This is a genomic window from Miniphocaeibacter massiliensis (genome assembly GCF_900232905.1).
GTDB lineage: Bacteria > Bacillota > Clostridia > Tissierellales > Peptoniphilaceae > Miniphocaeibacter > Miniphocaeibacter massiliensis.
In genome coordinates this window covers 62,868-89,603 of record NZ_OCTQ01000002.1, presented here as the reverse complement: position 1 = coordinate 89,603, position 26,736 = coordinate 62,868, and the positions used below count along the sequence as shown (strand labels likewise).

The following is a 26,736-nucleotide window of genomic DNA, read 5'->3' as shown; positions in this document are numbered from 1 at the left end:
ATAAGATACCCAATTTAATAATAAATAAAATTTATTATTAAAAAGTATTTAAAGTATCACAGATATAATTTTACACTATATCCAACTATAAGATAATAGTAATTGTTTATATCTGTACATAGTGGTAAGATAAATAAAATTGTTATATTATTAAATAAACCAGGGGGAAAGTAAAATGAAAATAATAGATTTATTTAAAAATGGAAAGCAAGTTATTTCTTATGAGGTTTTTCCACCCAAGACTAGTTCAGGATTTGAGTCAGTACAATTAGCAACAAAAGAAATAGCTAAATTAAATCCTGGTTTTATAAGTGTAACTTACGGTGCAAGCGGTGGAACTAGTGATTATACTATAGACATAGCATCAGATATACAAAAAAATTTAGATGTAACTTCTTTGGCACACTTAACTTGTGTAACTTCAAATAAAGAAACTATCATAAATCAATTAAAAAAATTAAAAGAAAATAATATTGAAAATATTTTAGCTTTAAGAGGAGATTTACCTTCTCATATGAAAGATTTAAAAAGTAGAGACTATAGTTATGCAAGTGATCTTATGAAAGATATTAATGAGTTTGGAGATTTTTGTATAGGAGGGGCTTGTTATCCAGAAGGGCATGTAGAATCTGAACATCTTGTAGACGATATAAAAACTATAAAAAGCAAAGTTGATATGGGATGTAAGTTCCTAATAACACAAATGTTTTTTGATAATAATATATTGTATAATTTTTTATATAAGTTAAGAGATGCTGGAATAGATATTCCTGTTATAGCTGGTATAATGCCAGTAACAAATGCTAAACAAATAAAAAGAATTGTAGAGCTTTCTGGAACGTACCTGCCACAAAGATTTAAGACTGTTGTAGATAAATTTGGACATAATCCAAAAGCTATGGCTCAAGCGGGAATAGCTTATGCAACTGAACAGATTATAGGTCTTTATGCAAATGGAGTAAACGGTATTCACGTTTATTCAATGAACAAACCAGAAATTGCTTCAGCGATTCACAATAATTTATCGGAGATAGTAAATAATTAAATGAACGAAAACATTAATATTCATAAAGCGAAATTAGGAGATTTTGGTTTTAGAAAAGATGAAATGATAAGATATATGGGACAGGATAAAAAATCAGCTACAAAAGAGATTTATGATCTTGTAGAAAAATCATTTGATGAAGTAAAGGAAGAGTTTACTTTTAAAACATGTTATTCTAAATTTAAAATAGAATTAAGAGATAATTACGAAATAGATTTAGGTTTTGTAAAAACGAACTCAGCAAATTTATATAAAAATTTACAAGGGTGCAAAGAAATATATGTATTTGTTTCTACAATAGGTCTAGGAATAGATAGAAAGATAAAAAGATATAGTAATTTATCACCAGTTAAAGCTTTATCATTTCAAGGGATAGGTTCAGGTGCGGTGGAAGATTATTGTAATTATTTTAATTGTTTTTTAAAAGATTTAGAAGAAAAGAATGGTAATAATTTAAAACCAAGATTTAGTCCAGGATATGGGGATTTAGATTTAGAACTTCAAGTGGATATATTCAAAGCATTAGAAGTTACGAAAAAAATAGGGGTAGTTTTAAATGGTAGTTTATTAATGACACCATCTAAGTCTGTATCAGCAATAGTAGGAATATATTAACTAGGAGAGTATATGAATATATTAGAAAAAATAAAAAAAGAATTAGTGTATTTTGATGGAGCACAAGGCTCAGTATTACAAGAAATGGGATTAAAACCAGGAGAACTTCCAGAGCTTTGGAATATTACTAATTCTCAAAAAATAGTAGAATTACATAAAGGATATTTAGATGCAGGTTCAAATATTATATTAACTAATACATTTGGAGCTAATTCATTTAAATTTTCAGGAGAGGATAATGAATATTCAGTAGATGAAATTGTATCAGCAGCAGTAGATAATGTTAGAAAAGCTATAGAATTAACAGATAGAAAAGATAATGATCATTATATAGCCTTAGATATTGGACCAACAGGAAAGTTGTTGAAACCAATGGGGGATTTGGACTTTGAAGATGCGGTCTCTGTGTTTAAAGAAATGGTTGATTCAGGAGTAAAAAATAAAGTTGATCTAATAGTTATAGAAACTATGAATGACAGCTATGAAACTAAGGCAGCGGTATTAGCTGCAAAAGAGAATTCAAAATTACCAGTGTTTGTAACTAATGTTTATGATGAAAGTAAATCTTTAATGACAGGGGCAGATCCTATTTCTATGGTAGCTATGCTAGAGGGGTTAAGGGTAGATGCAGTAGGAATGAATTGTAGTTTGGGACCAGCTCAAATGGTAGATATTGTTAAGATTTTTAATGAATATTCGTCATTGCCAATTATAGTAAATCCTAATGCAGGTCTACCACATAGCGAAAATGGTAAAACAGTATATGATGTGGATGTTGAGGAATTTTCAGATATAATGGTAGAAATTGTAAAAAGCGGAGCAAGAATAATTGGTGGATGTTGTGGTACAACTCCAAAATATATAGAAAAAATTATTGAGAAAACAAAAGATGTAGAAGTGAAAGAAATTACTAAGAAAAATAATTCTTTAATATCTTCTTATACCCATGCTGTTGAGTTTGGAAAAAGACCTGTCTTAATAGGAGAAAGAATAAATCCAACAGGAAAGAAAAAATTCAAAGAAGCACTTAGAAATTACGATATTAACTATATTTTAAATGAAGCAGTAAAGCAAGAAGAGTTAGGAGTAGAGGCACTAGATGTAAATGTTGGACTTCCAGAAATTGATGAAGTAGAAATGATGGTTGAATCAATTCAAGAAATTCAAGCGATTATAGACTTACCTTTGCAAATAGATACATCTGATTATATTGCTCTAGAAAGAGCTATGAGAATATACAATGGTAAACCTATGGTAAATTCTGTAAATGGAAAAAAAGAAAGCATGGATGCCATTTTTCCTTTAGTGGCTAAGTATGGAGGACTTGTAGTCGCCTTAACTTTAGATGAAAATGGAATACCAGAGGATGTAGAAGGTAGAATTAAAATAGTAGAAAAAATTTATAATTGTGCAAAAAGTTATGGAATAGATAAAAAAGACATAATAATAGATTCTCTTGCAATGACTATTAGTGCAGACACTAAATCGGCACTTGCTACTTTAGGAACATTGGAAAGAGTAAAAAAGGATTTTGGAGGAATAACAAGTTTAGGGGTTTCAAATATCTCATTTGGACTTCCAAATAGAGATTTCATAAATGGAACATTTTTTGCAATGGCATTAGAAAAGGGACTAGATGCAGCAATTATGAATCCAAACTCACATGAGATGATGAAAACTTATTATGCTTTTAATGCATTATCAAATTATGATCCTCAATGTAGCAAATATATAGAATTTGCTTCAAATATTGAAACTGGAAACGTAGTTTCTATAAAGAATAATATAGGAAGTAAATTAGAAGGAAGTTCTAATTTACAAGAAGCTATAATAAAAGGATTAAAAGAACAAGCAAATATAATTTCAAAGGAACTTTTAAAAGAAAAAACACCTTTAGAAATTATAGACAAAGAAATAGTACCTGCTCTTGATATTGTAGGAGATGGATTTGAAAAGAAAACTTTGTTTTTACCTCAACTTTTAATGAGCGCAGAAGCAGCTAAAGAAGCTTTTGAAAATATAAAAATTCATTTGGAAAAAGAAGGTAAAGAATCTCAAAAAAAATACAAAATAGTGTTAGCTACAGTAAAAGGAGATATTCACGATATTGGAAAAAATATAGTGAAAGTATTACTTGAAAATTATGGATATGATGTAATAGATTTGGGGAGAGATATTGAACCGGAATTAATAGTAAAAACAGTTGTAGAAAAACAGGTACCACTAGTTGGACTTAGTGCTTTAATGACAACAACAGTACCTGCAATGGAAGAAACTATAAAATTACTTAGAAAAGAATCACCAAGTTCTAAAGTAATGGTAGGGGGAGCAGTTCTTACACCAGAATATGCAGAAATGATAAAAGCTGATTTTTATGGAAAAGATGCGATGGAATCTGTAAGATATGCAGAAAGTTTATTATAAATAAAGTAAAACTCTTTAAGAAATTAAAGGGTTTTTTATTTTTGTAAGGGTTAATATAATGATACATTAGAGTAACAATATATGTTTCTAAATAAAGGATAATTATAGTATACTAATATAGTTTGGAGGTAGTATGGAAAATAAAAGAAATAAAATTAAAGAGTATTTAACAATTGGCTCAATGCTTTTTGGACTATTTTTTGGAGCAGGAAATTTAATTTTTCCAGTAAATCTAGGACAAAATGCTGGAGCTAATTTAATTCCAGCTATGATTGGTTTTTTAATAACAGCAGTTGGATTACCGTTTTTAGGAACCATAGCAATGGGGATTTCAGAATCAAATGGCTTGTATGAAATGTCTAGTGGAATAAATAAAAAATTTGGTTTATTTTTTACAATAGCTTTATATTTAACGATAGGACCATTTTTTGCCTTACCAAGGCTAGGAACAGTATCTTTTGAAGTAGGACTTAAATCATTTATAAGTGATGAGCAAATGAAATTATTTTTACTTATATTCACATTTATATTTTATTTAATAGCATTTTTGTTTTCACTTAAACCATCAAAAATTATGGTTTGGGTAGGAAAAGTTTTAAACCCAACTTTTTTAGTATTATTATCGATACTTATAATAATAGTATTTATAAAGCCTATGGGCAATGCTTTTGGACAAGAAGTACAAGATAGTTTTGTTAAAAATTCTTTTACAGAAGGCTTTATTGGTGGTTATAATACCATGGATGTTTTGGCATCTTTAGCATTCTCAATAATAGTTATACAAAGTATTAAGGGATTGGGAATAAAAGAACCGAAAGAAATTGCAAAGTACACATTGAAATCTGGAATAGTTACATTAATTTTAATGTCTATAATTTACGGATCATTAATTTATATGGGAGCAAGTAGTTTAGGTAAATTAAATATATCTGAAAATGGAGGAATAGCTTTAAATCAGATATCAAACTATTATTTTGGATTTATTGGACAAGTTTTATTAGCTGTTATAGTAATAATTGCTTGTTTAAAAACAGCGGTTGGACTTATCACAGCTTGTTCAGAAACATTTAATAAAATTTTTCCTAGAGTAAGTTATTTTAAATTTATATGTATAGTAACTTTGGTAAGCTTTTTAGTATCTAATGTAGGATTAAATTCAATTATAAAATTATCTTTACCAGTATTAAATTTTTTATATCCACTTGCAATAATTTTAATGGTATTAATATTTTTATCACCTATATTCAAGAATGATAAAAGAGTATTTAAAATAACATTATTATTTACAGGAGTAGCAAGCTTTTTTGATGCTTTGAAAATAGCGCCTTCAATTATAAAAGAAAATTTTATTATAGAAGAATTATTAAAAGTAATTCAAAAAATATTACCACTATTTAAAGAAGGATTTGGTTGGTTAATTCCTTCTATAGCAGGATTTATAATGGGATTATTAATTATAAAACTTAAATCAAAAAAATAAAACACTTTATTAAAGAAAAAGTTTTTGTTCTTTTTCTTTTTTTTAGCTTTACTAGAAAACGTTATCTATGATATTATCTTAATAATATTTATTTTTGGAGGTAGTTATGATAGAGGAAATATTAGAATATAATAAAAAATTTATAGAAGAAAAAAAGTATGAAGATTATAGAACAGATAAATATCCAAATAAAAAAATAGCGGTTGTAACTTGTATGGATACAAGATTAGTAGAGTTACTACCAGCTGCATTAGGCTTTAAGAATGGAGATATAAAATTAATAAAAAATGCAGGTGGGATTATTACAAGTCCTTTTGGTTCAGCTGTTAGAAGTTTACTTATAGGTGTTTACAAACTTAATGTTGAAAATATTATGATTATTGGACACAAAGAATGTGGAGCTAAAATAGTAGATGGAAAAGAAGTTAAAGAGTTAATGATACAAAGGGGAATAAAACCTGAAGAAATAGAAACAATGAAATATTGTGGAGTGGACGTTGAAACATGGATAGGAGGATTTGAATCTACTTCAAAAGCTGTAATGGATAGTGTTATGTTACTAAGAGAACATCCTTTAATGCCAAAAGATGTAAAAATAGGCGGGTATATTATGGATCCTGTTACAGGAGAAATAGAAACAATTGTAGAAGCAGACATTTAAATATATACTATTATTGTATTTTAAATATTATAATAGGAGAAATTAATGGAAGATAAAAGCATATTTTATTATATTTTAGGAATTTCCATAGCAATATTAATAATTTTCATATTATCTTACAAACAAGATAGAACAAGGTTAATAAATGGAGTTATTTTTAATGTTTTTTTAATGTTTACTTCATTGACTATAATAGCAGCGACCCAAATATTTAAAAGTATAATTATAAATATAGTAGCAGTATTTATATTTATTGTAGTGAGTTTGATATTTGTACTAGGATTCTATATCTTAATGTTTGGTTGCTTAATAAATGCAAGAATTGTATTTAAGAGGGAAAGACATTCTTTATCAAATATGTTGACTTTATTTATGGGGTTATTATTATTAGTTTTATATATAATTTCAATATTTAATATTGATAGAATTCATCCTATAGTAGTATATTTAAGTGGGTATATTACTCTAATACTTATTTATTTTATACTATCATTTTTTAATTATTTATTATCATCTATATTGTATGTACTATATCGTCCTAAATATGATAAAGATTATATTATAGTTCTAGGTAGCGGACTTATAAATGGAGATGAAGTATCAAAGCTACTAGGTGGAAGAATAGATAAAGCTATAGATTTTTACAATAAACAAAAAATTAAAGGTAAGAATTCTAAAATTATATTTTCTGGTGGTCAGGGAAAGGATGAAACAATTTCAGAAGCTTTGGCAATGCAGAAATATGCTATAAATAAGGGAGTAAACAAGATAGATACAATTTTAGAAGATAAATCAACAAATACTATTGACAATTTCAAGTTTTCTAAAGAAAAAATGGATAAATTAGGGATTGAAGATTATAAATCTGTTTTTTCAACAAGTAGTTATCATGTTTTTAGAGCGGCTATTTATGCGAAAAAAATAGGTCTAAAAATTACTGGAATAGGAGCAAAAACAGCCTTTTATTACTTACCAAATGCTATGATAAGAGAGTATATTGCAATTATTTTTATGAAGAAAAAATCATATATTATTAAAATAAGTTTATTAACAATATTATTTATGTTTTTGGTTATAATAAATTATTTAAATAGTAAGTATTTAAAATAAAAAACAATGAAGATTTAAATCTTCATTGTTTTTTATTTTAAATTATCCAATTCTAAAATTATATCTTTTCTTTTATTTGTTATTCTCATTATTAAAACATAGAATATTATTACACAAATAGCACCTAGTATATAAGAAATAGTATAACTTTCAGGATTAAAACCTAGTCGTTTTTCTAAGCCAAAACCTATAGGTGCATGGAAAATATAAGACATAACCACAAATGTATAATATAGTCCAGGAATCATAGATATCCAGTAATTTTTACCATGTGCTTTTAAGTAAACGGTAATCATAGCCAAAGCAAATACTGCTACAAACTGATTTGTAAATCCAAAATATCTCCAAAGTAAATTAAATCCATCAGAATTTGATTTAGCAAAAAATAGTATAGCTATTGCAGGAATAAAGATTATTAAAGATAGAATAACTCTTTTATGAGCTTTCTTTTGGTCTATATTAAATTGTTCAGCTATCATTAATCTTAGAGCTCTAAATGCTGTATCACCTGAAGTTATAGGAAGAACTATTACACCAGCAATTGCAAATAACCCTCCAACTGTTCCCATGAATTTTTTAGAAATAATTCCAACCATTTCAGTTGCTCCAGTTGCAACGTCTGTTCCAGAATTAAATAGAACCATAGCTCCTGCAGCCCAAACCATAGCAATTAAACCTTCTGCAATCATCATGTTGTAAAAGACTCCTCGTCCTTCTTTTTCGTGTTTTACTGTTCTTGAAATTAAAGTTGCTTGAGAACCGTGAAAACCAGACATTATACCACAAGCGACCGTAATAAAGAACACTGGTATAAATTTTTGACCAGTAGGATGTTTAGCAAAAAGTAATCCAGTATTTGTTAAATTACCAAGATTAGCACCACCATCCCTAATTATTCCTATAAATACACCAACTGCAGAGATTATTAAAACAGCTCCAAACATAGGATAAACTCTACCTATAATTTTGTCTATAGGAAATATAGTTGAAATTACATAATATAATAATATTAAAGCATAAACTATCCATATTACATTAGAATTAATATCCATTTTTAGAATATCATTTACTATTAAATCACCAGGGGTATATATAAAAACTACTCCTGTAAGTAACATTAATAACCATATAATTATATTGTATATTTTATTAGTAGTTTTTCCCATATATTTATCAACTAATTTTGGAACTTGAGCCCCTTCATTTCTCATCGAAATCATACCAACAAAATAATCATGTAAAGCTCCAGCAAGTACACAACCTATTGGTATTGTTATAAATGCAATAGGACCGAATAAAATTCCTTGTATAGGTCCTAATATAGGCCCTGTACCAGCTATATTTAGTAGTTCTATTAATTTGTTTTTCCAATCTTTCATTGGAACATAGTCAACCCCATCATAATTTTTAACAGCTGGTGTTTCCCTATCATCTGGAGCAAAGATTTTTTCACAAAATCGTCCATAAAAATATCCACCAACTATTAACATAAATAAACCAATAATAAAAAGTATCATAATACCCTCCTTAAATAAAATTATAAATATTATTATAAATAATATCTTTGTCAATATTATAACATTTTGAGAAGTAAAAACAAATATGAAATACTGTATGTATAATAAAGAAATATAGTGTTATATTTAAAATAACTTGAAAAGTATATTGAAAATATAATATGATATTAGTATGTTTCAAAGGGGGGGAGAAAGATGGATGCTATAAAGAAAAGAAAATTATCATTTAATATTCAATTAGCAGTAACAGTTATTGTATTTTTTATTTTGTATAAATACGCAAAAAAGGAATTAGGATTACCATACTTAATAATTGGAATTTTACTTTATATAGGAGCTGCTTATTTTAGATTTAGTATAATTAAGAAGAATTTTTACATACAAAAAGTTAAGAAAAACAAATACTTAGAAATAATAAATAAGTTATTGCCATTATTAGCATTTGTGTCTATACTGTATATTCCAAATAAATATGCTTTAAATGTAGTTATAGCAGTATTAATATTTAATATGAGTATGATTATAAATGAAAGATATACCAGATATATTTTAATTAAAGATTATAATAAAAAACTTGAAGAATATAATAAAAAAAATAAAGGTAAAAAATAACAAAAAGATGGGTATCCATCTTTTTGTTATTTTTGGAGGTAAATATGAAGATTATTTTAACTAATATGTGCATGATACACAATTTAGAAACAAATAAAGTATTAGTATTGGATAAAATAAAAAAAGAAGGATGGGAAGGTTTAACATTTCCAGGAGGGCATGTTGAAAAAATTGAAAGCTTAACAGATTCTTGTGTTAGAGAAATAAAAGAAGAAACAAATTTATGCATTAATAACTTAGAATTAAAAGGAAGTATTCAGTGGTATAATTTGGATAATGATGAAAGAATTCTAGGGCTTCTTTACTATACAAATACTTTTTCAGGCAAATTAATAGAAAATAATAAAGAGGGAAGACTTAGTTGGGAGAATTTAGATGAATTTATAGAAATGAAAGATAAATCTAATTCTATGGATGATATTATGAAAATTTATATGGGAAAATATAAAGAGGTAATAGGCTATTACAGAGAGAGTGAATTAGTCAATATAGAGTATAAGAAGTAAGAGGTATTTAATGAATATATTAGAAGAGTTAAAAAATCAAGTGAAAAATAGTAACAATATAGTTTTTTTTGGAGGGGCAGGTGTTTCAACAAGTTCTGGTATTCCAGACTTTAGGTCTGCAACTGGACTTTATAATCAAAAGAATAAATCCAATTTTTCACCAGAATATATGCTTAGTCATGAGTTTTTTGAAAAGTATCCTAAAGATTTTATGAAATATATTAAGGAAAACTTAATATATGAAAATGTAAAGCCAAATGCTGCTCATATTGGATTGTCTAAACTTGAAAAGCTAGGAAAATTAAAAGGGATTATAACTCAGAATATAGATTCATTGCATCAAATAGCAGGGAGTAAGAATGTAGTAGAACTGCATGGAAACTTAAGAGATTTTTATTGTGTAAATTGCGGAAGAAATTATAGTTTTGATGATGTGAAAAAATTAGATTATACAATAGAATGTTCAGAATGCAAAGGAATAATAAGACCAGATGTTGTATTGTATGGAGAAAATCTAAAAGAATATAATATTAATAAAGCGGTAAAATTAATTAGTGAAGCAGATATATTAATAGTTGGGGGGACATCATTAAAAGTATATCCAGCAGCAAGTTTTTTGAAGTACTATAAGGGAGATAAACTTGTATTAATTAATGCTGAAAGGACAGATTATGATAACATGGCTAATTATGTATTTCATGAGGATATAGGAGAAATTATTTCCTACTTATCTGATATCTAGTTATTACAAATTAATATAGCTGGAATCCCCATTTTTATTGACATACAGCTACCTTAAAGATATACTCTTATTATACTTTAAGGTTAAAGTTATTAAAATATTTTGCGAAAATTATGTGTATAAAATTTCTCTAATTAGAGAAATTTTTTATATATTGGAGGAACAATGGTAGAAGTTAAAGATCTTGTAAAAGAATTTAAAGTTGAAAATAAAATCTTTAAAGCGGTAAATAGTGTATCATTTTCTGTTGCACAAGGTGAAATTTATGGAATAATTGGATTAAGTGGAGCAGGTAAATCAACTTTAATAAGATGTTTAAATAGACTTGAAGAACCAACATCGGGATCTATTAAAATTGACGATAAAATTATTACATCATTAAATCAAAAAGAGCTATTAGAGGAAAGAAAAGACATAGGAATGATTTTCCAATCGTTTAATTTATTTGAGCAAAAAACGGTTTATAAAAATATAGCATATCCATTAGAATTATTAAAAATGGATAAAGAAAAAATAGATACAAGGGTAAATGAACTTTTGGAGTTTGTAGATTTAGTGGATAAAAAAAATGCTTACCCATCAGAAATATCTGGTGGACAAAAACAGAGGGTTGCAATAGCTAGAGCAATAGCAACATCACCTAAGCTACTATTAAGTGACGAAGGAACTTCAGCACTTGACCCAGCTAATACTAAGCAAATACTAGAACTTTTAAAAAAGATAGTAAAAGAATTAGGAATGACTATTATTATGATTACACATCAAATGGAAGTTGCTAAAGATATTTGCGACAGAATTGCAGTTATGGAGAATGGAAAAATTATAGAAGAAAATACTGTTGAAGAATTATTTAGAAATCCAAAGAATAAGAGAACATTGTCATTTATAGAAAACTTGCAAGAGTCAGATGAAGATTTCTTAATTAACAAAAATGACTTTAAAGGAAAACTTATAAGATTAACTTACGATAATAACACTTCAAAAGAGCCAGTATTAAGTGAAATTGTAAAAAAATATAATACTTCAATTAATTTGATTCAAGGTAAGATAAACAAAGTAACAGACAAATCCATAGGTTATATGATTGTGGAAGTAACAGGAGATAACCAAGAAATAGGAAAGGTACTAGATTATCTTGAAGAAAAAAATGTAAAGGCGGAGGTACTATAATGGATTTTAATCAGATTTTAGATATAGTAATTCCTGCAACTTTACAAACATTATATATGGTAAGTGTATCATCTATTATTGCAGTTATTTTAGGTTTACCACTAGGAATTATTTTAACAATAACAAGAGAGGATGGTATATCACCATCAAATTATATATATACTTTTTTAAGTACAGTAATTAATGTTTTTAGGGCTATACCTTTTGCAATTTTAATTATAATATTATTAGGGTTATCTAGACTAATAGTAGGAAAAATTATAGGACCGACAGCGTTTATAGTTCCTTTAACTATAGGCTCAATACCTTTTGTAGCACGAATAATGGAAAGTTATTTTTTAGATATGGATAAAGGATTTATTGAAGCAGCAAAGGCAATGGGATCAACAAATAAACAAATAATATTTAAAGTTATGATACCAGAGACAATACCTATGATAATAAATGGTGTAGTTATGACTATTATAAACATAATAGGTTATTCAGCTATGGCAGGTTTTATTGGAGGTGGAGGTTTAGGAGAAATAGCCTTAAGATATGGACACCAAAGAAGAGAATATACAATATTATGGATATCAGTAATATTAATGGTACTAATTGTACAAATTGTTCAAGTTATTGGAAATTATTTAAATAAAAAGACAAATAAGAAATAGGGAGGATTAGGATGAAGAAAAAAATTATAGCATTATTATTAGCATTAACTATGCTGACAGTTGTAGGTTGTGGCTCTAAAGATGACAAAAAGGACGGCGCTAAATCTGCAGGAAAATCATCGGAAGAAAAATTAGAAAAAGTTAAAGTTGGAGCGACAGCAACACCTCATGGAGAAATTTTAGAGGCTTTAAAAGAAGATTTCAATGCTGAAGGATTAGATGTTGAAATAGTTAATTTTGACGATTATGTAATGCCTAATATAGCTTTAGATAGTGGAGATATTGATGCTAACTTTTTCCAACATAAGCAATATTTAGCTAAGGAAAATGAAGAAAAAGGTTATAATTTAGTAACAGCTGGAGAAATTCATAGTGAGCCTATGGGGGTTTATTCTACAAAGTATAAATCATTAGATGAAATTCCAGAAGGTGCAGAAATAGTTATTCCAGACGATCCTACAAATGGTGGAAGAGCATTAATATTATTAGAAAAAGAAGGATTAATAAAATTAGATGACAATACTAATTTAAGTGCTACAGAAGCAAATATTGTAGAGAATTCTAAAAAACTAAAATTTACTGCAATACAAGCTGTAAATATTCCAAGTGCTTATGCTGATGTTGATGCAGGTGTAATTAACTCAAACTATGCTTTAACAGTAGATTTAAATCCAAAAGAAGATGCAATTGTTATGGAGGGAAATGATACTCCTTATGTTAATATAGTTGCAGTTAAAGAAGAAAATAAAGACAATGAAAGTATTAAGAAGCTAATTAAAGTTATGACTTCAGAAAAGGCGAAAAAGTTTATAGAAGAAAAATATGAAGGAGCAGTAGTTCCTGCATTTTAAAAAGAGTAGGTTTAACCTACTCTTTTTTGTATAGGGAAAAACCTATAAAATTATAATAATTTAACGATAAAAAATAGATAAATATTTGTCAGATATATGTTATCATTTTATTGAAGATAAAATTAAAATATTATTATAAATTATAGTAATAGGGGGGATTTAATGTCAAATATATATGAGGAAGCACTAAAAAAACATGAAGAGTGGAAGGGCAAACTATCTGTAGAGTTAAAAGCTAAACTAGAGAATAAGGAAGACTTATCAATAGCATATACTCCAGGAGTAGCAGAGCCTTGCAGAGAAATAGCAAAGGATAAAGAAAATGCTTATAAATATACATGGAAAGGTAATATTGTAGCAGTAATATCTGATGGAACAGCAGTGCTTGGTTTAGGAGACATTGGTCCAGAAGCGTCTCTTCCAGTAATGGAAGGAAAGTGTGCGTTATTTAAAAAATTTGCAAATGTTAATGCTGTACCTGTTGTTTTAGATACTAAAGATCCAAAAGAAATTATAAATATAGTTAAAGCCATTGCTCCTACTTATGGAGGAATTAACTTAGAAGATATTTCTGCTCCAAGATGTGTAGAAATAGAAAGAGCATTAATAGAGGAGTTAGAGATACCAGTTTTTCATGATGATCAACATGGCACCGCAATTGTCGTTACAGCTGCACTTATAAATTCATTAAAAATAGTAAATAAAAAAGCAGAAGATATAACAGCTGTAGTTTCTGGAACAGGAGCAGCAGGATTTTCTATTATTAAAATGATAAAACAACTAGGAGTAAAAAATATTTACGCATTTAATAGAAAAGGTGTTTTAAATAAAGATGATATTGATGAATATAATTTTGTACAGAAAGAAATTGCTGAAATAACAAATGCAAATAAAGAGAAAATATCATTGAAAGAAGCTATGGCAAAATCCGACTTATTTATAGGTGTTAGTGGGCCAAAGGTTATAGATAAAGAGATGGTTGCTTCTATGAACGAAAATTCAATAGTTTTTGCTATGGCTAACCCAGAACCAGAGATTTCATATGAAGAATCTATTGAAGCTGGTGCAAGGGTAGTGGGTACAGGAAGATCAGATTTTCCAAATCAAATAAATAATGTATTAGCTTTTCCAGGGTTATTTAAAGGGGCTTTAGAATCTAAGTCTAAAAAAATTACGGAAGAAATGAAAATGGCAGCAGCGATAGGAATTTCAAAGCTTGTATCTGACGAAGAATTAAAAGAAGATTATATAATTCCTTCGGCATTCGATGAAAGAGTAGCAGAAACAGTTTCAATAGAAGTTGCAAAAAAAGCTAAAGAATTAGGTATTACAAGAGAATAGAAAACAAAAAATCATTTAATTTTAATTAAATGATTTTTTGTTTATTTATATAATTTTAAAGATGTAACTCCACTTTTCATAATTAATTTTCTTAAAAATGGGTTGTAAATAAAGGGAGTTTTAATTAATTTTTTTAATACTTTTAATTTGAGTTTTCGAACATTTTTCCTATAATTAGTATAAACATCTTCACTTTGCGTAAAAGATTTAGCTAGCCTATAAGCAGATTCCATTGCAAAGCTAATTCCTTCAAGGGAACTTGTAGATATGAAACCAGCAGCTTCTCCAATTAAAAATATATTTTCTCTTCCAATTTCTAATTCTTTGAGTGATTTAGGACGATTAACAAGACAGGATTCGGTATGTATAGGGTTTTCAAAAGGAAAACCTCTTTTTATAAAAATATCTTCTATTTTATCAAAGTTTTCTCTAGAATGTTTTTTAGGTAGAGCGACCCCTAATTGAATTAAATCATCTTTTACATTTATCCAACCATAACAATCAGTTATGCTATTATCAAAAAAACAAATATAGTATGGAGTTTTGTCTTTAGCAATATAACTTTTTTGTATAGCTATGTACTGTCTTATTGATGTTTTAAAAAAAGTTTTTCTAACAATAGAATTAGCACCTTCAGCACCAACTATATATTTTGAAGCAATAGTTTTTTCAGCACCGTTTTCTATATAACTAATTAAAAAACTATCTTTATTTTTAATAAGAGAAGTAACTCTGGAATTATCTATTACATCAACATTATTTGGTATTAAAGACATAAGCCATAAATCAAAATAATGTCTATTAAAATTTAAATATGAACGTTGATAAAATCTAGTTATATTTTCTTTTAAATCTATAGTTTCTACAGCGAATATTTGAGGATTAACTAAAATTTCTTTTGGAAATCCATAACCAAATTTTGCAAGATTTTCTTGAGCATCAGGTGCAAGTAGTCCTCCACAGCATTTTTTAAAACTAGTAGTACTATTTTTATCATTTATAATTTTTTTGTCTATTATAGCAATTTTTAAGGTTTTAGGTAATTCTCTAGCTAAAGTAGATCCAGCAGGTCCACCACCTATTATAACTACATCATACATAATTTTCTCCTAAGGTTAAAACTTTATTATATAATATTATCAGATATTATATATGATTCAAAATTTATTAATTAGTAAAAAAGAAAAAGAAGAAAGCATTGCTTTCTTCTTTTTCTTTTCCAAACATTAGTCTGAAAATTTATTTGTATTATTTTTGGAATTTTAAATTATCTTTGTACTCTTCCAGAAGCATCTCCACCAACTAAGGTTTCAACTTCATCTGCAGTAACTAAATTAAAGTCTCCGTTTATTGTATGCTTTAATGCTGAAGCAGCTACACCGAATTCTAGAGCATCTTTAAAATTTTTACCTTCTAATAATCCATGTATAGTTCCAGAAGCAAAAGAATCTCCTCCACCAACTCTATCTACGATTCTTACATCATATCTCTTAGTTCTATAGAATTCATTACCATCATATGCACAAGCTGACCATCCATTATCAGAAGCAGAATAGGATTCTCTTAAAGAACTTACTACTAATTTGAAACCGAACTTATCTATCATTTGTTTAAAAATATTTTGATATCCACTTAACTCTAGTTCACCAGTTGTAACATTTGTATCGCCAGGTTTAAAACCTAGTGTAAGTTCAGCATCTTCTTCATTTCCAATACAAACATCAACATACTGCATTAAATTAGTCATAACTTTTTGAGCTTCTTCAGGAGACCATAGATTTTTTCTGTAGTTTAAATCTACAGAAACGGTAACACCATTAGCTTTTGCAGCTTTACAAGCAGCTTCTGTTAATATAGCAGCTTCTTCACTAAGAGCTGGAGTAATTCCTGAAAAATGGAACCATTTAGCACCTTTAAATATTTCATTAAAATTAAAATCATTTATAGTAGCTTCACTAATGGATGAATTAGCTCTATCATATACTACTTTTGAAGGCCTCATAGAAGCACCTGTTTCTAAAAAATATATACCAACTCTATTTCCACCTCTAGCAATATAATCTGTATGAACACCATATCTTCTTAAACTATTTATAGCAGCTTGACCTATTGGATTATTTGGTAACTTTGATGCAAAATAAGCATCATGACCATAATTTGCTAAAGAAACGGCAACATTAGCTTCACCACCACCGTAATTTACATCAAATGATTCAGATTGTACAAATCTTTTATATCCAGGAGTAGATAATCTTAACATTATTTCTCCTAAAGTAACAATTTTTGCCATTATTTACCTCCAATTATTTTTTTCTAGCTTCTTTTACTTTTTCAACAAATTCTTTTGCAGCATTTGTCATATCTTCACTTGAACCTTTGGTTAAATTACCACCAACACCAACTGCTACACAGCCGTTTTTAATCCATTTATCAACGTTTTCTAAACTAACTCCACCAGTAGGCATTAATATAGCTTGAGGTAGTGGGCCTTTAATTGCTTTTATAAAGTTTGGACCAAAAGCACTTCCTGGGAAAACTTTAATAATATCTGCACCAGCTTCCATAGCAGTTATAATTTCTGTTATAGTCATACAACCAGGCATATATGGAATTTGATACCTATTACATAATTTAGCAGTATCTAAATCAAATGCTGGACTAACAACATATTTAGCTCCAGATAAAATAGCTGCTCTGGCTGTTTCGCTATCTAAAACAGTACCAGCCCCTACTAGTAAATTATCACCAAATTCATTAGTTAAATCTTCTATTACTTTATTTGCACCAGGTACAGTATATGTAATTTCTATAGCATCTACTCCACCGTTCATACAAGCAAGAGCAATTCTTTTTGCTTCTTCACTATTTGAAGCTCTAATTACTGCAACTACACCTACTTTTTCTATCCTTTGAATAATTTCAAATTTTCGCATTAGCTTCCTCCTGAATATTAGTTTCATATTATGAAACGTTGATTTGCAATATGAAACCTGTTAAACTAAGTATAAGATATTTTTATATTAAAATCAAGGTAAAAGGAGATAAAAGGTGGCAGAAATAGTACAATCAATTGATAGGGTATTCAATATCTTAGAAGTTGTTGCAAATAGCATAGAAGGAATAACGATAAAGGAAATAACAGAAGAAACAAAGCTTCATAAGAGTACAGTTCATAGATTATTATACTCATTGATACAAAAAGGTTATGTTGTTCAAGACGAAGCAACTAGTAAGTATAATATTACTTTTAAATTATATGAATTAGGTATGAAAAAACTAGAGAATATAGATTTAGTAAGAGTCGCTAGACCATATGTTGAAGAATTGATGAATAAAGTAGGAGAAGTTGTGCACTTGGTAATTAGAGATAAAAATGATGTAGTTTATGTTGATAAAGTAGAGAGTAAAAATACAATAAGAATGTATTCAACTATTGGAAGTAGAACTCCACTATATTGCTCGTCAGTTGGAAAAGCTATACTTGCGTATTCTAATGAAACTGATATTGAGAAAGTATGGAATAGTTCAAATATAAAAAAATTTACACCTACAACAATTATAGACTATGAAGACTTTTTAGAAGAGTTAGTAAAAATAAAAAGACTGGGATTTGCAGAAGACAATGAAGAGCACGAAGAAGGAGTAAGATGCATAGGTTCTCCTATTTTCAATATAAATGGAAATGTTGAAGGAGCCATTAGTGTATCAGGTCCTTCGAATAGAATTATTGATAGTAGAATTAATGAAATAGCTGAGAATGTAAAATATTATTCGAAAAAAATATCAGAAGAACTAGGATATAAAATCTAATAAAAATAATACTAGAGTATTATTTTTCAAAACATAGTTATATGTTAGAATAGAAATTGTATACAAAGTATAAATTATTACTTAGGAGGGATTGATGAAAATTAATTGGAATGAAAAAGATAGAACTAAGGCGATTTATTCAATAATAGTTATATTTATTTCTATTTTATTTTTCTTTTTTATATATAGAATTGACGATTTTAAAGAAAATGTAGGAATAATTATGAGGGTGTTTTACCCATTTATAATTGGAGGAGTTTTTGCGTTTTTGTTAAATATGCCACTTACTTTTTTAGAAAACAAACTTGGCAAATTAAAAATATTTGAGAAATTTAAAAAAAATAATAAAAGAAAAATTTCTATGGTTTTAACATATATTTTATTTATATTATTTATAATCCTTTTCTTTAGTATGCTTATACCTCAATTATATGATGCAATAGGAACCCTTATAGATAATGCCAGTTCATTTTTCACAACAGCAAACTACAATAAATTAGAGTCATTTTTCAAGGATTTGAAAATAAATAAAGGTATAATAGAATTTTTGACCACGAAGATTGAGGGTGTAGTAGATTACGTGACAAACTTTATGAAGGGAATTTTACCTTGGCTTGGAAATGTAGCTACTGGAGTAGTTACAACAACAATAAACTGGTTTGTTGGCTTTATAATTTCTATTTATTTTTTAATAGACAAAGAGAGATTTATAGCGATGTCTAAAAAAATGATATATTCTTTTGTACCTAAAAGATTGGCTGGAAATTCCATAAAAATTGCACAAAAAATAAATGTTACTATGAAAGGGTATATTGGAGGTCAGCTTATAGTAGTTTCAATACTAGGAGTGCTTGTTACAATAGCATTAGCAATTTTAGGTGTAAAAGGTGCAGTTGCTATGGGATTCATTATAGCTATAACTGACTTAATACCAATAATTGGACCTTGGATAGGTTCTGCACCAGTATTTTTAATGATATCTGTTCAAGATTTCAACAAAGCGTTAATATTTATTTTGATAATATTAGCAGCTCAACAAATAGAAGAAAATTTAGTAAGACCTAGAGTACAAAGTGAAAAATTAGGGATATCATCTTTTTGGGTATTAGCAGCTATTCTTGTAGGAGGTAGCTTATTCGGAATTGTAGGAATGGTAGTTGGAGTTCCGATTTTTGTAGTAATATATCAAATTGTTAAAGAAATTTCTGAATATATGTTGACAAAAAAAGGACTACCAGTTGATACAAATCAATATAAAATTGAAGAAAATGAATTAAAATCAAGGAATAATGAAGAAATAGATGACAAGATTTTAGATATAAATGATAAAAATAAAAAGTAGTATATAAAAAGTGAGAGTTAATTATAACTTTCACTTTTTATATACGAAAAAAATGTTTTCATGTTATAATTAAAACAGAATTATTATATTAAAATGAGGAGGAATTAAATGAAAGCTTACACAACAGATAAAATTAGAAACTTAGCCTTAGTAGGGCATAGCGGAAGTGGTAAAACTACTATTACTGAATCTATGCTGTTTAATACAGGAGTTACTAATAGAATGGGTAAAACTGAAGATGGAAATACTGTTTCTGATTTTTCAAAAGAGGAGATCAAAAGAGGAATTTCAATTAACACATCTATTGTACCTATAGAGTGGAAAGACATAAAAGTTAATTTTATAGATACTCCAGGATATTTTGATTTTAAAGGTGAAGTTTTTTCAGCATTAAGAGCTAGTGAAGCGGCTTTAATAGTAATTGATGCAGCTAATGGCATACAAGTAGGAACTGAAAAAGTTTTAAACTATACAAAAAATATTGAACTACCTAGAATTATTTTTGTGAATAAAATGGAAAAAGAAAATGCAAAATTTGCAAAAATAGTATCTGATTTACACATAGAATATTCGAAAAAAGTAATACCATTTACTTTGACATTAGGAGAAGGGGAAGATTTTAAAGGACTTATAGATGTTTTAAACAAAAAAGCATATGAGTATGATGGATTTAATAGAAAAGAAGTACCTATACCTGAAAACAGAGTAGATGAAGTAGAAGTGGTTTATAATGAAATAGCAGAAGTAGTAGCAGAGACTGATGAAGAATTGATGGATAAATATTTTTCAGGTGAAGAATTTACACATGAAGATTTAATGAAAGGTATAACAGCTGCTCTTTTAGAAGGTACAGCAGTACCATTAGTGGCAGGTTCTGCCTCAACAGGAGTAGGTCTTGATATTTTAATGGATATTGTTCAAGAATATATGCCATCTCCAGATGATGAAAGAGCAAAATATGGATTTAGACATCAAGACGATGAGTTTAGAGAAGTTTCAGTTGATGCACCAATGGCAGCAGTTATATTTAAAACTATAGTAGATCCATTTGTAGGTAAAATATCTGTTTTTAAGGTTATTTCTGGAAAAGTTACAAGAGATGCAGAAATATATAATGTTACAAAAGAAAAAGTAGAAAAACTGGGTGGACTTTTTTATCTAAGAGGAAAAGAACAAATTGAAGCAAAAGAAATAGTTGCAGGTGATATTGGAGCTATATCTAAATTAGCATTTACACAAACAGGAGATACTTTGGCTTCAAAATCAAATCCTACATTATTTAAACCTATAAAATATCCAGAACCAACATTATATATAGCGATAGAACCTAAGAGTAAAGGTGATGAAGATAAAATATCTCAAGCATTAAATAGATTACAAGAAGAAGATCCAAGTATTATTACAAATAGAAATCAAGAAACTAAACAATTAACAATAGGAGGGCAAGGTAATGTTCAGCTACAAATAGTCTTAGAAAGATTAAAAGATGAGTTTGGTGTGGAAACTGAAATAATACCTCTTAGAATTGCTTATAGAGAAACTATAAAAGGAAAATCGGATGTTCAAGGAAAGCATAAGAAACAATCTGGTGGAGCTGGACAATATGGAGATGTGTTTATAAAATTTGAGCCATCGACAGAAGATTTTGAATTTGACGAAGAAGTATTTGGTGGTTCAGTTCCAAAAAATTATTTTCCTGCTGTAGAAAAAGGGTTATTAGAGTCTTTAGAAAAAGGTCCTTTGGCTGGATATCCGGTAGTTAACATAAAAGCGACATTATATGATGGATCATATCATCCAGTTGATTCAAATGAAATGGCATTTAAATTAGCAGCCCAATTAGCCTTTAGAAAGGGAATTAAAGAAGCTAGTCCTATACTACTAGAACCTATAATGAAAGTTGAAGTTACAATTCCTGATGAATATATGGGTGATATTATGGGAGATATGAACAAACGTAGAGGAAGAATACTTGGAATGGAACCACAAGAAGATGGAAGCCAATTAGTTATTGCAGAAGCTCCCCATGCAGAATTATTTGAATATTCTATAGATTTAAGATCTATGACTCAAGCTAAGGGAGATTTTAAAATGGAGTTTGTTAGATATGATGAAGTTCCAACAAATATAGTAGAAAAAATAATTGCAGAATCATATGTAGAATAAAAAAGAGAGAGAAATCTCTCTTTTTTATTAATTGCAAATATAAATAGTTAGTGCTATAATCTATATGTAGATGGATGTTTATATCTACTTAGTCAAAGATAGTCAAAGTAGAGGGTGAATTATGGCAGGTTTAAGTAATAGTATAGAAAGATTCATTAAAGAATTAATATCTCAAGCAGAAGATGGCATAGTTGAAATAGGAAGGAACGATTTAGCAAGCCAATTTAATTGTGCTCCTTCTCAAATAAATTATGTACTCACTACGAGATTTACTCCCTATAAAGGGTACTATATAGAGAGTAGAAGAGGTGGAAGTGGATATATTAAAATAATGAAACTTACTTTTTCAAATGAATCTTCTATTAGCAGGATAATAAATGAAGTAATAAAAAATAGTATAACAAAGGATATGGCTTACGATATTGTAAATAGCTTATATGAAGATGGGGTAATAAATAAGAGAGAAGGTCAACTTATATTACATTCAATAGAAGATGTTGCCCTTGCTAATGTGAATATAGATTACAGGAATATAGTAAGAGCAGATATATTAAGAAATATGTTGTTGGCATTTCTTCGATAGGAGGTAAATTATGAAATGCGATAAATGTAATAATGAAGCTAATTTCGAAATGCATTTAATAGGTAATAATGGAAAAAAAACAGTAAGATTATGTAAAGATTGTTATATGAAATATATGGAAGATTTTTCTGGGTTTGGAGAAATTGGAGAAGAAAATTTCAAACATTTTCAAGATATTTTAAGCGATTTAATAGGATCTATTTTAGATAAAAACATAGGCTTAGGGTTTGATAAGGTAGTAAATTCTAATGGAAATTCGAAAGAAGATACTAAATTAACAGAACAAAAAGATAAAAAAATATGTTCTAATTGTGGAGTATCTTTGTCAGAAATAATAAAAACAGGAAAACTTGGATGTAGCCAATGTTATGAGGACTTTAAATCTGAAATTGGAGAAATATTAAATCAAACACAAGGAATCTTAGAACACAAAGGTAAAGTTCCAGAAAAATATGAAGGTTTGATTATAATAAAAAAAGAAATAGAGAAAAAAGAAGAAGAATTAAAAGATTCAATTATGAACGAAGATTACGAGAAAGCAGCTTTAATTAGAGATGAGATTAAAGAATTGAAAACTAATTTAGATGATGTAGATGGACAAATCAATGGTTAGATGGCTAGAGCTAAAAAAAGATACAGATTATGATGATGTTATAATTAGCTCTAGAATAAGGCTTGCGAGAAATTTAATTAAGTTTAAATTTACAAATAATATAGATTACAAAGAAGCTCAAGAAGTTGCAGATAGATTTAAAAAAGCTATAGAAATTATTGATATAGATAATGATTTTAGTGTAGTTTCAATGAAAGATATTGATAGTATAGATAGAAGAGTATTAATAGAAGAGCATTTGGTAAGTCCTGAACTCATTAATAATAAAGATATTTCTTACTATATTATAAATAAGGATAATACTATAAATTTAATGATAAATGAAGAAGATCACTTGAGATTACAAGTAATTCTACCAGGATTTGATTTATATAAGGCTTATGATATGTCAAATGAAATAGATTTAAAACTAGAAAAGTATTTAGATTTTGCATTTGACAGAGATTTTGGGTACTTAACAGCTTGTCCAACTAATACTGGAACAGGTATGAGAGCATCTATAATGTTACATTTACCAGCACTAAAGATGTCTAATTATTTACAAGGTGTTATGGATTCTTTAGGAAAACTTGGTTTAACAATTAGAGGTGTTTATGGAGAAGGTAGTAGAGCTTTAGGGGATATGTTTCAAATATCAAATCAAAAAACATTAGGTTTTACAGAGCAAGAAGTAATAGACAAACTAGAAAATGTTACTTGTAGAATAATTGATAATGAAAGAAATTCACGCAAAACTTTACTAGAAAAAAAATCTGATTTTATAAAAGATAAAATTTACAGGTCATTAGGTGTATTAAAATATTCAAGAATAATAAATTCAAATGAAGCACTAGAGAATTTGTCATATTTAAGAATGGGAGTAAGTTTAGGCTTATATGATAAATTAAATTTTGTACAGATAACAAACTTAATGTTATCTGTACAAAAATATAATATACTAAAATATAAATATTATTTACATTCTTTTAAGGATGAAGATGTATTAAGAGCTAATTATATAAGAAATTTCTTCGAAAAGGAGGAGATATAGATGAATAATAAAAATATGGGGAATGTTGATACTCTTTTAAAGCTTTCATCAAATGAAAGTTTTATGATGAAACATGATTATATAGGAACAGAGCATATTTTACTTGGTTTTATGAAGCTAAATAGTAAAGATACTCAAATGTTAATGGAAGCAGGTGCAAATTATGACAACCTTAAGCAAGTTGTAATAAATAGCATAGGATATGGTAATGGTATAAAACCACCAGAAAATTTAACTCCAAGAGTAAAAAGGTTAATGGAAAAAAGTAGAGAAGTAGCAAGAGACTTAGGGAGTAACTTTATAGGCACAGAACATATTTTACTGGCGTTATTGGAAGATGATGATTCTTTTTCAGGATATATGTTAAACTCTACGAATGTAAATAAAGATAAGATAAAAAAAGAATTAAGTGAATATTTTTCATCTGCAGCAAGTAATAACGCAAATAAGCAAAGTCATAAAGTAAATAAAGATTCAGTATTGGATAAATTTGCAAAAGATTTAAATCAACTAGCAGAAGAAGGTAAAATTGATCCTGTAATTGGAAGAGAAAAAGAAATAGAAAGAATTATTCAAGTTTTATTGAGAAGAACTAAAAATAATCCTGTTTTAATAGGAGAACCAGGAGTAGGTAAAACTGCTATAGCTGAAGGACTGGCACAAAAAATTGTAGAAGGAAATGTTCCTGAAATAATAAAAGATAAGAGAATAGTAAGTTTAGACTTAGCTGGTATGATAGCAGGTACAAAATATCGTGGGGACTTTGAAGAGAGAATAAAAGGCGTTATTGACGAGCTTATAAAACAAGATAACGTAGTATTATTTATAGATGAGTTTCATACAATAATAGGTGCTGGTGGAGCAGAAGGTGCTATGGATGCAGCAAACATATTAAAACCAGTATTAGCAAGAGGAGAGTTGCAAATAATAGGAGCTACAACTATTGACGAATATAGGAAACAAATAGAAAAAGATGCTGCACTTGAAAGACGTCTTCAACCAATAACAGTAGAAGAACCTTCTGTAAAGGATACTATTCAAATATTAAAAGGAATAAGAGATAAATATGAAGCACATCATAAAGTGGCTATTACAGATGAAGCCATAGTTGCAGCATCAGAATTATCGGACAGATATTTAACAGATAGGTATCTACCAGATAAAGCGATAGATTTAATAGATGAGGCAGCTTCCAAAATAAGAATAAAATTTTATATAGCACCGCCAGATTTAAAAGATCGTGAAGAAAAATTAGAAAAGCTGCAAACAAAAAAAGAGCAAGCAATTGCTACACAAGATTTTGAAAAAGCAGCAGAATTAAGAGATAAAATAAAAGAAGTAAAAGAAGAATTAGCAAATGTTCAAGAGTCATGGAAAATGAAAAAAAGAACCCATGAAATGATAGTCAATTATGAAGATATAGCAAAAATTGTGTCTGAATGGTCAAATGTACCAGTAACTTCAATGACTAAGGAAGAAACAGAGAAATACTTGTATTTAAACGAAAATTTAAAGAAACATGTAATTGGTCAAGATCAAGCTGTTGATTCTATTTCACATGCTATTAAAAGAGCAAGAGTTGGACTGAAAGATCCAAATAAGCCAATAGGTTCATTTATATTTGTGGGACCTACAGGAGTAGGTAAGACATATTTAGCTAAGTCACTGGCAAAAGAGCTATTTGGCGATGAAGATTCAATGATAAGGATAGACATGAGTGAATATATGGAAAAACATTCAGTTTCAAGGTTAATAGGCTCACCTCCAGGATATGTAGGATACGATGAGGGTGGACAATTAACAGAAGCTGTTAGAAGAAAGCCTTATTCAGTTATTTTGTTTGACGAAATAGAAAAAGCTCATCCAGATGTATTCAATGCTTTATTACAAGTGCTAGATGATGGAAGACTTACAGATTCAAAAGGGAAAGTAGTAAATTTTAAAAATACAATTTTAATAATGACATCAAATGTTGGAGCACATAGTCTTGAAAAGAAAAATAATTTGGGGTTTTCATCAGGGCAAGATATTGAAAAAGAAGAATATGAAAGAAATAAAGAAATAATATTAGAAGAATTAAAAAGAACATTTAGACCTGAATTTTTAAACAGAGTAGATGACATCGTAGTATTTAGCAACTTAACAGAAAAAGATATTAAAAAGGTCGCTAAAATAATGTTAGATGAAATGGTGGATAGATTAAAGAAACTTGATATTAAAGTAACCTATGATAATAAATTAGTTAATTTTGTAAGTAGTGAAGGTTTTGATAAGACTTATGGAGCAAGACCTTTAGAAAGAATTATAAGAAGTAAGATAGAAGATAAATTAGCAGAAGCTATACTGTCTGGAGAAGTTGAAAGAGATGATAATATTTCAATTTCAACAAGAGGAAGTAAAGTTACTTTTAAAAAGAAAGAGACAGAAAAATTAGAAGTATAGATTAAAAACAAAAAGATTGA

At 28.2% G+C, this 26,736-nt stretch carries 24 protein-coding genes; 20 read left to right on the top strand and 4 right to left on the bottom strand.

Going from position 1 to position 26,736, the window contains the following annotated elements:
* The first annotated feature begins 175 nt into the window (after positions 1 to 175).
* The 6 genes from metF (at position 176) to CS899_RS04425 (ending at position 7,335) form a co-directional block, all read left to right on the top strand.
* Complete coding sequence (gene metF / locus CS899_RS04450) at positions 176 to 1,045, top strand: methylenetetrahydrofolate reductase [NAD(P)H] (protein ID WP_100064959.1); 870 nt, start codon at positions 176 to 178, stop codon at positions 1,043 to 1,045.
* On the top strand, positions 1,046 to 1,660 hold the full coding sequence (locus tag CS899_RS04445; RefSeq protein WP_100064958.1) for a vitamin B12 dependent-methionine synthase activation domain-containing protein: 615 nt from the start codon (positions 1,046 to 1,048) through the stop codon (positions 1,658 to 1,660).
* Positions 1,661 to 1,672: 12 nt separating this feature from the next.
* A complete protein-coding gene (locus CS899_RS04440; RefSeq protein ID WP_100064957.1) occupies positions 1,673 to 4,084 on the top strand; it encodes a homocysteine S-methyltransferase family protein in 2,412 nt (803 codons plus the stop codon).
* A gap of 133 nt (positions 4,085 to 4,217) precedes the next feature.
* The gene (gene brnQ, locus CS899_RS04435) at positions 4,218 to 5,564 is read left to right on the top strand and encodes a branched-chain amino acid transport system II carrier protein (RefSeq protein WP_100064956.1); all 1,347 of its coding nucleotides are present in this window, start codon (positions 4,218 to 4,220) and stop codon (positions 5,562 to 5,564) included.
* Positions 5,565 to 5,670: 106 nt separating this feature from the next.
* On the top strand, positions 5,671 to 6,225 hold the full coding sequence (locus CS899_RS04430; RefSeq protein WP_100064955.1) for a beta-class carbonic anhydrase: 555 nt from the start codon (positions 5,671 to 5,673) through the stop codon (positions 6,223 to 6,225).
* A 45-nt stretch (positions 6,226 to 6,270) separates the two neighbouring features.
* Positions 6,271 to 7,335, top strand: coding sequence for a YdcF family protein (locus CS899_RS04425; protein ID WP_100064954.1), 1,065 nt, complete (start codon positions 6,271 to 6,273; stop codon positions 7,333 to 7,335).
* Positions 7,336 to 7,367: 32 nt separating this feature from the next.
* On the opposite strand, the gene CS899_RS04420 is transcribed toward CS899_RS04425, so the two are convergent.
* On the bottom strand, positions 7,368 to 8,852 hold the full coding sequence (locus CS899_RS04420) for a carbon starvation CstA family protein (RefSeq protein ID WP_100064953.1): 1,485 nt from the start codon (positions 8,850 to 8,852) through the stop codon (positions 7,368 to 7,370).
* A gap of 195 nt (positions 8,853 to 9,047) precedes the next feature.
* Between CS899_RS04420 and CS899_RS04415 the strand changes: the two genes are divergently transcribed.
* The 7 genes from CS899_RS04415 (at position 9,048) to CS899_RS04385 (ending at position 14,730) form a co-directional block, all read left to right on the top strand.
* The gene (locus tag CS899_RS04415) at positions 9,048 to 9,464 is read left to right on the top strand and encodes a hypothetical protein (RefSeq protein WP_100064952.1); all 417 of its coding nucleotides are present in this window, start codon (positions 9,048 to 9,050) and stop codon (positions 9,462 to 9,464) included.
* Between the two features lie 44 nt (positions 9,465 to 9,508).
* Positions 9,509 to 9,970, top strand: a complete 462-nt coding sequence (locus tag CS899_RS04410) for an 8-oxo-dGTP diphosphatase (RefSeq protein ID WP_100064951.1) — start codon at positions 9,509 to 9,511, stop codon at positions 9,968 to 9,970.
* A gap of 10 nt (positions 9,971 to 9,980) precedes the next feature.
* Complete coding sequence (locus CS899_RS04405) at positions 9,981 to 10,712, top strand: NAD-dependent protein deacylase (RefSeq protein ID WP_100064950.1); 732 nt, start codon at positions 9,981 to 9,983, stop codon at positions 10,710 to 10,712.
* Positions 10,713 to 10,877: 165 nt separating this feature from the next.
* A complete protein-coding gene (locus tag CS899_RS04400) occupies positions 10,878 to 11,882 on the top strand; it encodes a methionine ABC transporter ATP-binding protein (RefSeq protein ID WP_100064949.1) in 1,005 nt (334 codons plus the stop codon).
* Positions 11,882 to 12,538 (top strand): methionine ABC transporter permease, encoded by a 657-nt coding sequence (locus CS899_RS04395; RefSeq protein ID WP_100064948.1) that lies wholly within the window; start codon positions 11,882 to 11,884, stop codon positions 12,536 to 12,538. Before CS899_RS04400 ends, CS899_RS04395 begins: the two co-directional genes overlap by 1 nt.
* A gap of 11 nt (positions 12,539 to 12,549) precedes the next feature.
* Positions 12,550 to 13,389, top strand: a complete 840-nt coding sequence (locus CS899_RS04390; RefSeq protein ID WP_100064947.1) for a MetQ/NlpA family ABC transporter substrate-binding protein — start codon at positions 12,550 to 12,552, stop codon at positions 13,387 to 13,389.
* 162 nt (positions 13,390 to 13,551) lie between these two features.
* A complete protein-coding gene (locus CS899_RS04385) occupies positions 13,552 to 14,730 on the top strand; it encodes an NAD(P)-dependent malic enzyme (protein WP_100064946.1) in 1,179 nt (392 codons plus the stop codon).
* Positions 14,731 to 14,771: 41 nt separating this feature from the next.
* Here CS899_RS04385 and CS899_RS04380 read toward each other — a convergent pair whose 3' ends face one another.
* The 3 genes from CS899_RS04380 to CS899_RS04370 form a co-directional block, all read right to left on the bottom strand.
* Positions 14,772 to 15,830 carry an FAD-binding protein gene (locus CS899_RS04380; protein ID WP_100064945.1) on the bottom strand — a complete coding sequence of 353 codons (1,059 nt, stop codon included), beginning with the start codon at positions 15,828 to 15,830 and terminating at the stop codon, positions 14,772 to 14,774.
* Positions 15,831 to 15,997: 167 nt separating this feature from the next.
* Positions 15,998 to 17,020, bottom strand: coding sequence for a sugar kinase (locus tag CS899_RS04375; RefSeq protein WP_100064944.1), 1,023 nt, complete (start codon positions 17,018 to 17,020; stop codon positions 15,998 to 16,000).
* Positions 17,021 to 17,033: 13 nt separating this feature from the next.
* Positions 17,034 to 17,663, bottom strand: coding sequence for a bifunctional 2-keto-4-hydroxyglutarate aldolase/2-keto-3-deoxy-6-phosphogluconate aldolase (locus tag CS899_RS04370; RefSeq protein ID WP_100064943.1), 630 nt, complete (start codon positions 17,661 to 17,663; stop codon positions 17,034 to 17,036).
* A gap of 115 nt (positions 17,664 to 17,778) precedes the next feature.
* Here CS899_RS04370 and CS899_RS04365 point away from each other — a divergent pair, with 115 nt between their 5' ends.
* The 7 genes from CS899_RS04365 to CS899_RS04335 all read left to right on the top strand — a co-directional run bounded on the left by CS899_RS04365 (position 17,779) and on the right by CS899_RS04335 (position 26,716).
* On the top strand, positions 17,779 to 18,540 hold the full coding sequence (locus CS899_RS04365) for an IclR family transcriptional regulator (RefSeq protein ID WP_100064942.1): 762 nt from the start codon (positions 17,779 to 17,781) through the stop codon (positions 18,538 to 18,540).
* 94 nt (positions 18,541 to 18,634) lie between these two features.
* Entirely contained in the window at positions 18,635 to 19,882 is a 1,248-nt protein-coding gene (locus tag CS899_RS04360; RefSeq protein WP_100064941.1) for an AI-2E family transporter, read from the top strand.
* 108 nt (positions 19,883 to 19,990) lie between these two features.
* Entirely contained in the window at positions 19,991 to 22,048 is a 2,058-nt protein-coding gene (gene fusA / locus CS899_RS04355) for an elongation factor G (protein WP_100064940.1), read from the top strand.
* A gap of 121 nt (positions 22,049 to 22,169) precedes the next feature.
* Complete coding sequence (locus CS899_RS04350) at positions 22,170 to 22,631, top strand: CtsR family transcriptional regulator (RefSeq protein ID WP_100064939.1); 462 nt, start codon at positions 22,170 to 22,172, stop codon at positions 22,629 to 22,631.
* Positions 22,632 to 22,641: 10 nt separating this feature from the next.
* On the top strand, positions 22,642 to 23,244 hold the full coding sequence (locus tag CS899_RS04345; protein WP_100064938.1) for a UvrB/UvrC motif-containing protein: 603 nt from the start codon (positions 22,642 to 22,644) through the stop codon (positions 23,242 to 23,244).
* Positions 23,225 to 24,274 carry a protein arginine kinase gene (locus CS899_RS04340; RefSeq protein ID WP_100064937.1) on the top strand — a complete coding sequence of 350 codons (1,050 nt, stop codon included), beginning with the start codon at positions 23,225 to 23,227 and terminating at the stop codon, positions 24,272 to 24,274. The genes CS899_RS04345 and CS899_RS04340 overlap by 20 nt, the downstream gene beginning before the upstream one ends.
* Positions 24,275 to 26,716: an ATP-dependent Clp protease ATP-binding subunit gene (locus tag CS899_RS04335; RefSeq protein ID WP_207204742.1), complete on the top strand. Its 2,442-nt coding sequence runs from the start codon at positions 24,275 to 24,277 to the stop codon at positions 26,714 to 26,716.
* Positions 26,717 to 26,736: the final 20 nt, after the last annotated feature.

Excerpts from the sequence above, each read along its gene's own strand:
- metF (WP_100064959.1), top strand. The coding sequence starts at position 176 with ATGAAAATAATAGATTTATTTAAAAATGGAAAGCAAGTTATTTCTTAT.
- CS899_RS04445 (WP_100064958.1), top strand. The coding sequence starts at position 1,046 with ATGAACGAAAACATTAATATTCATAAAGCGAAATTAGGAGATTTTGGT.
- CS899_RS04440 (WP_100064957.1), top strand. The coding sequence starts at position 1,673 with ATGAATATATTAGAAAAAATAAAAAAAGAATTAGTGTATTTTGATGGA.
- brnQ (WP_100064956.1), top strand. The coding sequence starts at position 4,218 with ATGGAAAATAAAAGAAATAAAATTAAAGAGTATTTAACAATTGGCTCA.
- CS899_RS04430 (WP_100064955.1), top strand. The coding sequence starts at position 5,671 with ATGATAGAGGAAATATTAGAATATAATAAAAAATTTATAGAAGAAAAA.
- CS899_RS04425 (WP_100064954.1), top strand. The coding sequence starts at position 6,271 with ATGGAAGATAAAAGCATATTTTATTATATTTTAGGAATTTCCATAGCA.
- CS899_RS04420 (WP_100064953.1), bottom strand. The coding sequence starts at position 8,852 with ATGATACTTTTTATTATTGGTTTATTTATGTTAATAGTTGGTGGATAT.
- CS899_RS04415 (WP_100064952.1), top strand. The coding sequence starts at position 9,048 with ATGGATGCTATAAAGAAAAGAAAATTATCATTTAATATTCAATTAGCA.
- CS899_RS04410 (WP_100064951.1), top strand. The coding sequence starts at position 9,509 with ATGAAGATTATTTTAACTAATATGTGCATGATACACAATTTAGAAACA.
- CS899_RS04405 (WP_100064950.1), top strand. The coding sequence starts at position 9,981 with ATGAATATATTAGAAGAGTTAAAAAATCAAGTGAAAAATAGTAACAAT.
- CS899_RS04400 (WP_100064949.1), top strand. The coding sequence starts at position 10,878 with ATGGTAGAAGTTAAAGATCTTGTAAAAGAATTTAAAGTTGAAAATAAA.
- CS899_RS04395 (WP_100064948.1), top strand. The coding sequence starts at position 11,882 with ATGGATTTTAATCAGATTTTAGATATAGTAATTCCTGCAACTTTACAA.
- CS899_RS04390 (WP_100064947.1), top strand. The coding sequence starts at position 12,550 with ATGAAGAAAAAAATTATAGCATTATTATTAGCATTAACTATGCTGACA.
- CS899_RS04385 (WP_100064946.1), top strand. The coding sequence starts at position 13,552 with ATGTCAAATATATATGAGGAAGCACTAAAAAAACATGAAGAGTGGAAG.
- CS899_RS04380 (WP_100064945.1), bottom strand. The coding sequence starts at position 15,830 with ATGTATGATGTAGTTATAATAGGTGGTGGACCTGCTGGATCTACTTTA.
- CS899_RS04375 (WP_100064944.1), bottom strand. The coding sequence starts at position 17,020 with ATGGCAAAAATTGTTACTTTAGGAGAAATAATGTTAAGATTATCTACT.
- CS899_RS04370 (WP_100064943.1), bottom strand. The coding sequence starts at position 17,663 with ATGCGAAAATTTGAAATTATTCAAAGGATAGAAAAAGTAGGTGTAGTT.
- CS899_RS04360 (WP_100064941.1), top strand. The coding sequence starts at position 18,635 with ATGAAAATTAATTGGAATGAAAAAGATAGAACTAAGGCGATTTATTCA.
- fusA (WP_100064940.1), top strand. The coding sequence starts at position 19,991 with ATGAAAGCTTACACAACAGATAAAATTAGAAACTTAGCCTTAGTAGGG.
- CS899_RS04350 (WP_100064939.1), top strand. The coding sequence starts at position 22,170 with ATGGCAGGTTTAAGTAATAGTATAGAAAGATTCATTAAAGAATTAATA.
- CS899_RS04345 (WP_100064938.1), top strand. The coding sequence starts at position 22,642 with ATGAAATGCGATAAATGTAATAATGAAGCTAATTTCGAAATGCATTTA.
- CS899_RS04340 (WP_100064937.1), top strand. The coding sequence starts at position 23,225 with ATGGACAAATCAATGGTTAGATGGCTAGAGCTAAAAAAAGATACAGAT.
- CS899_RS04335 (WP_207204742.1), top strand. The coding sequence starts at position 24,275 with ATGAATAATAAAAATATGGGGAATGTTGATACTCTTTTAAAGCTTTCA.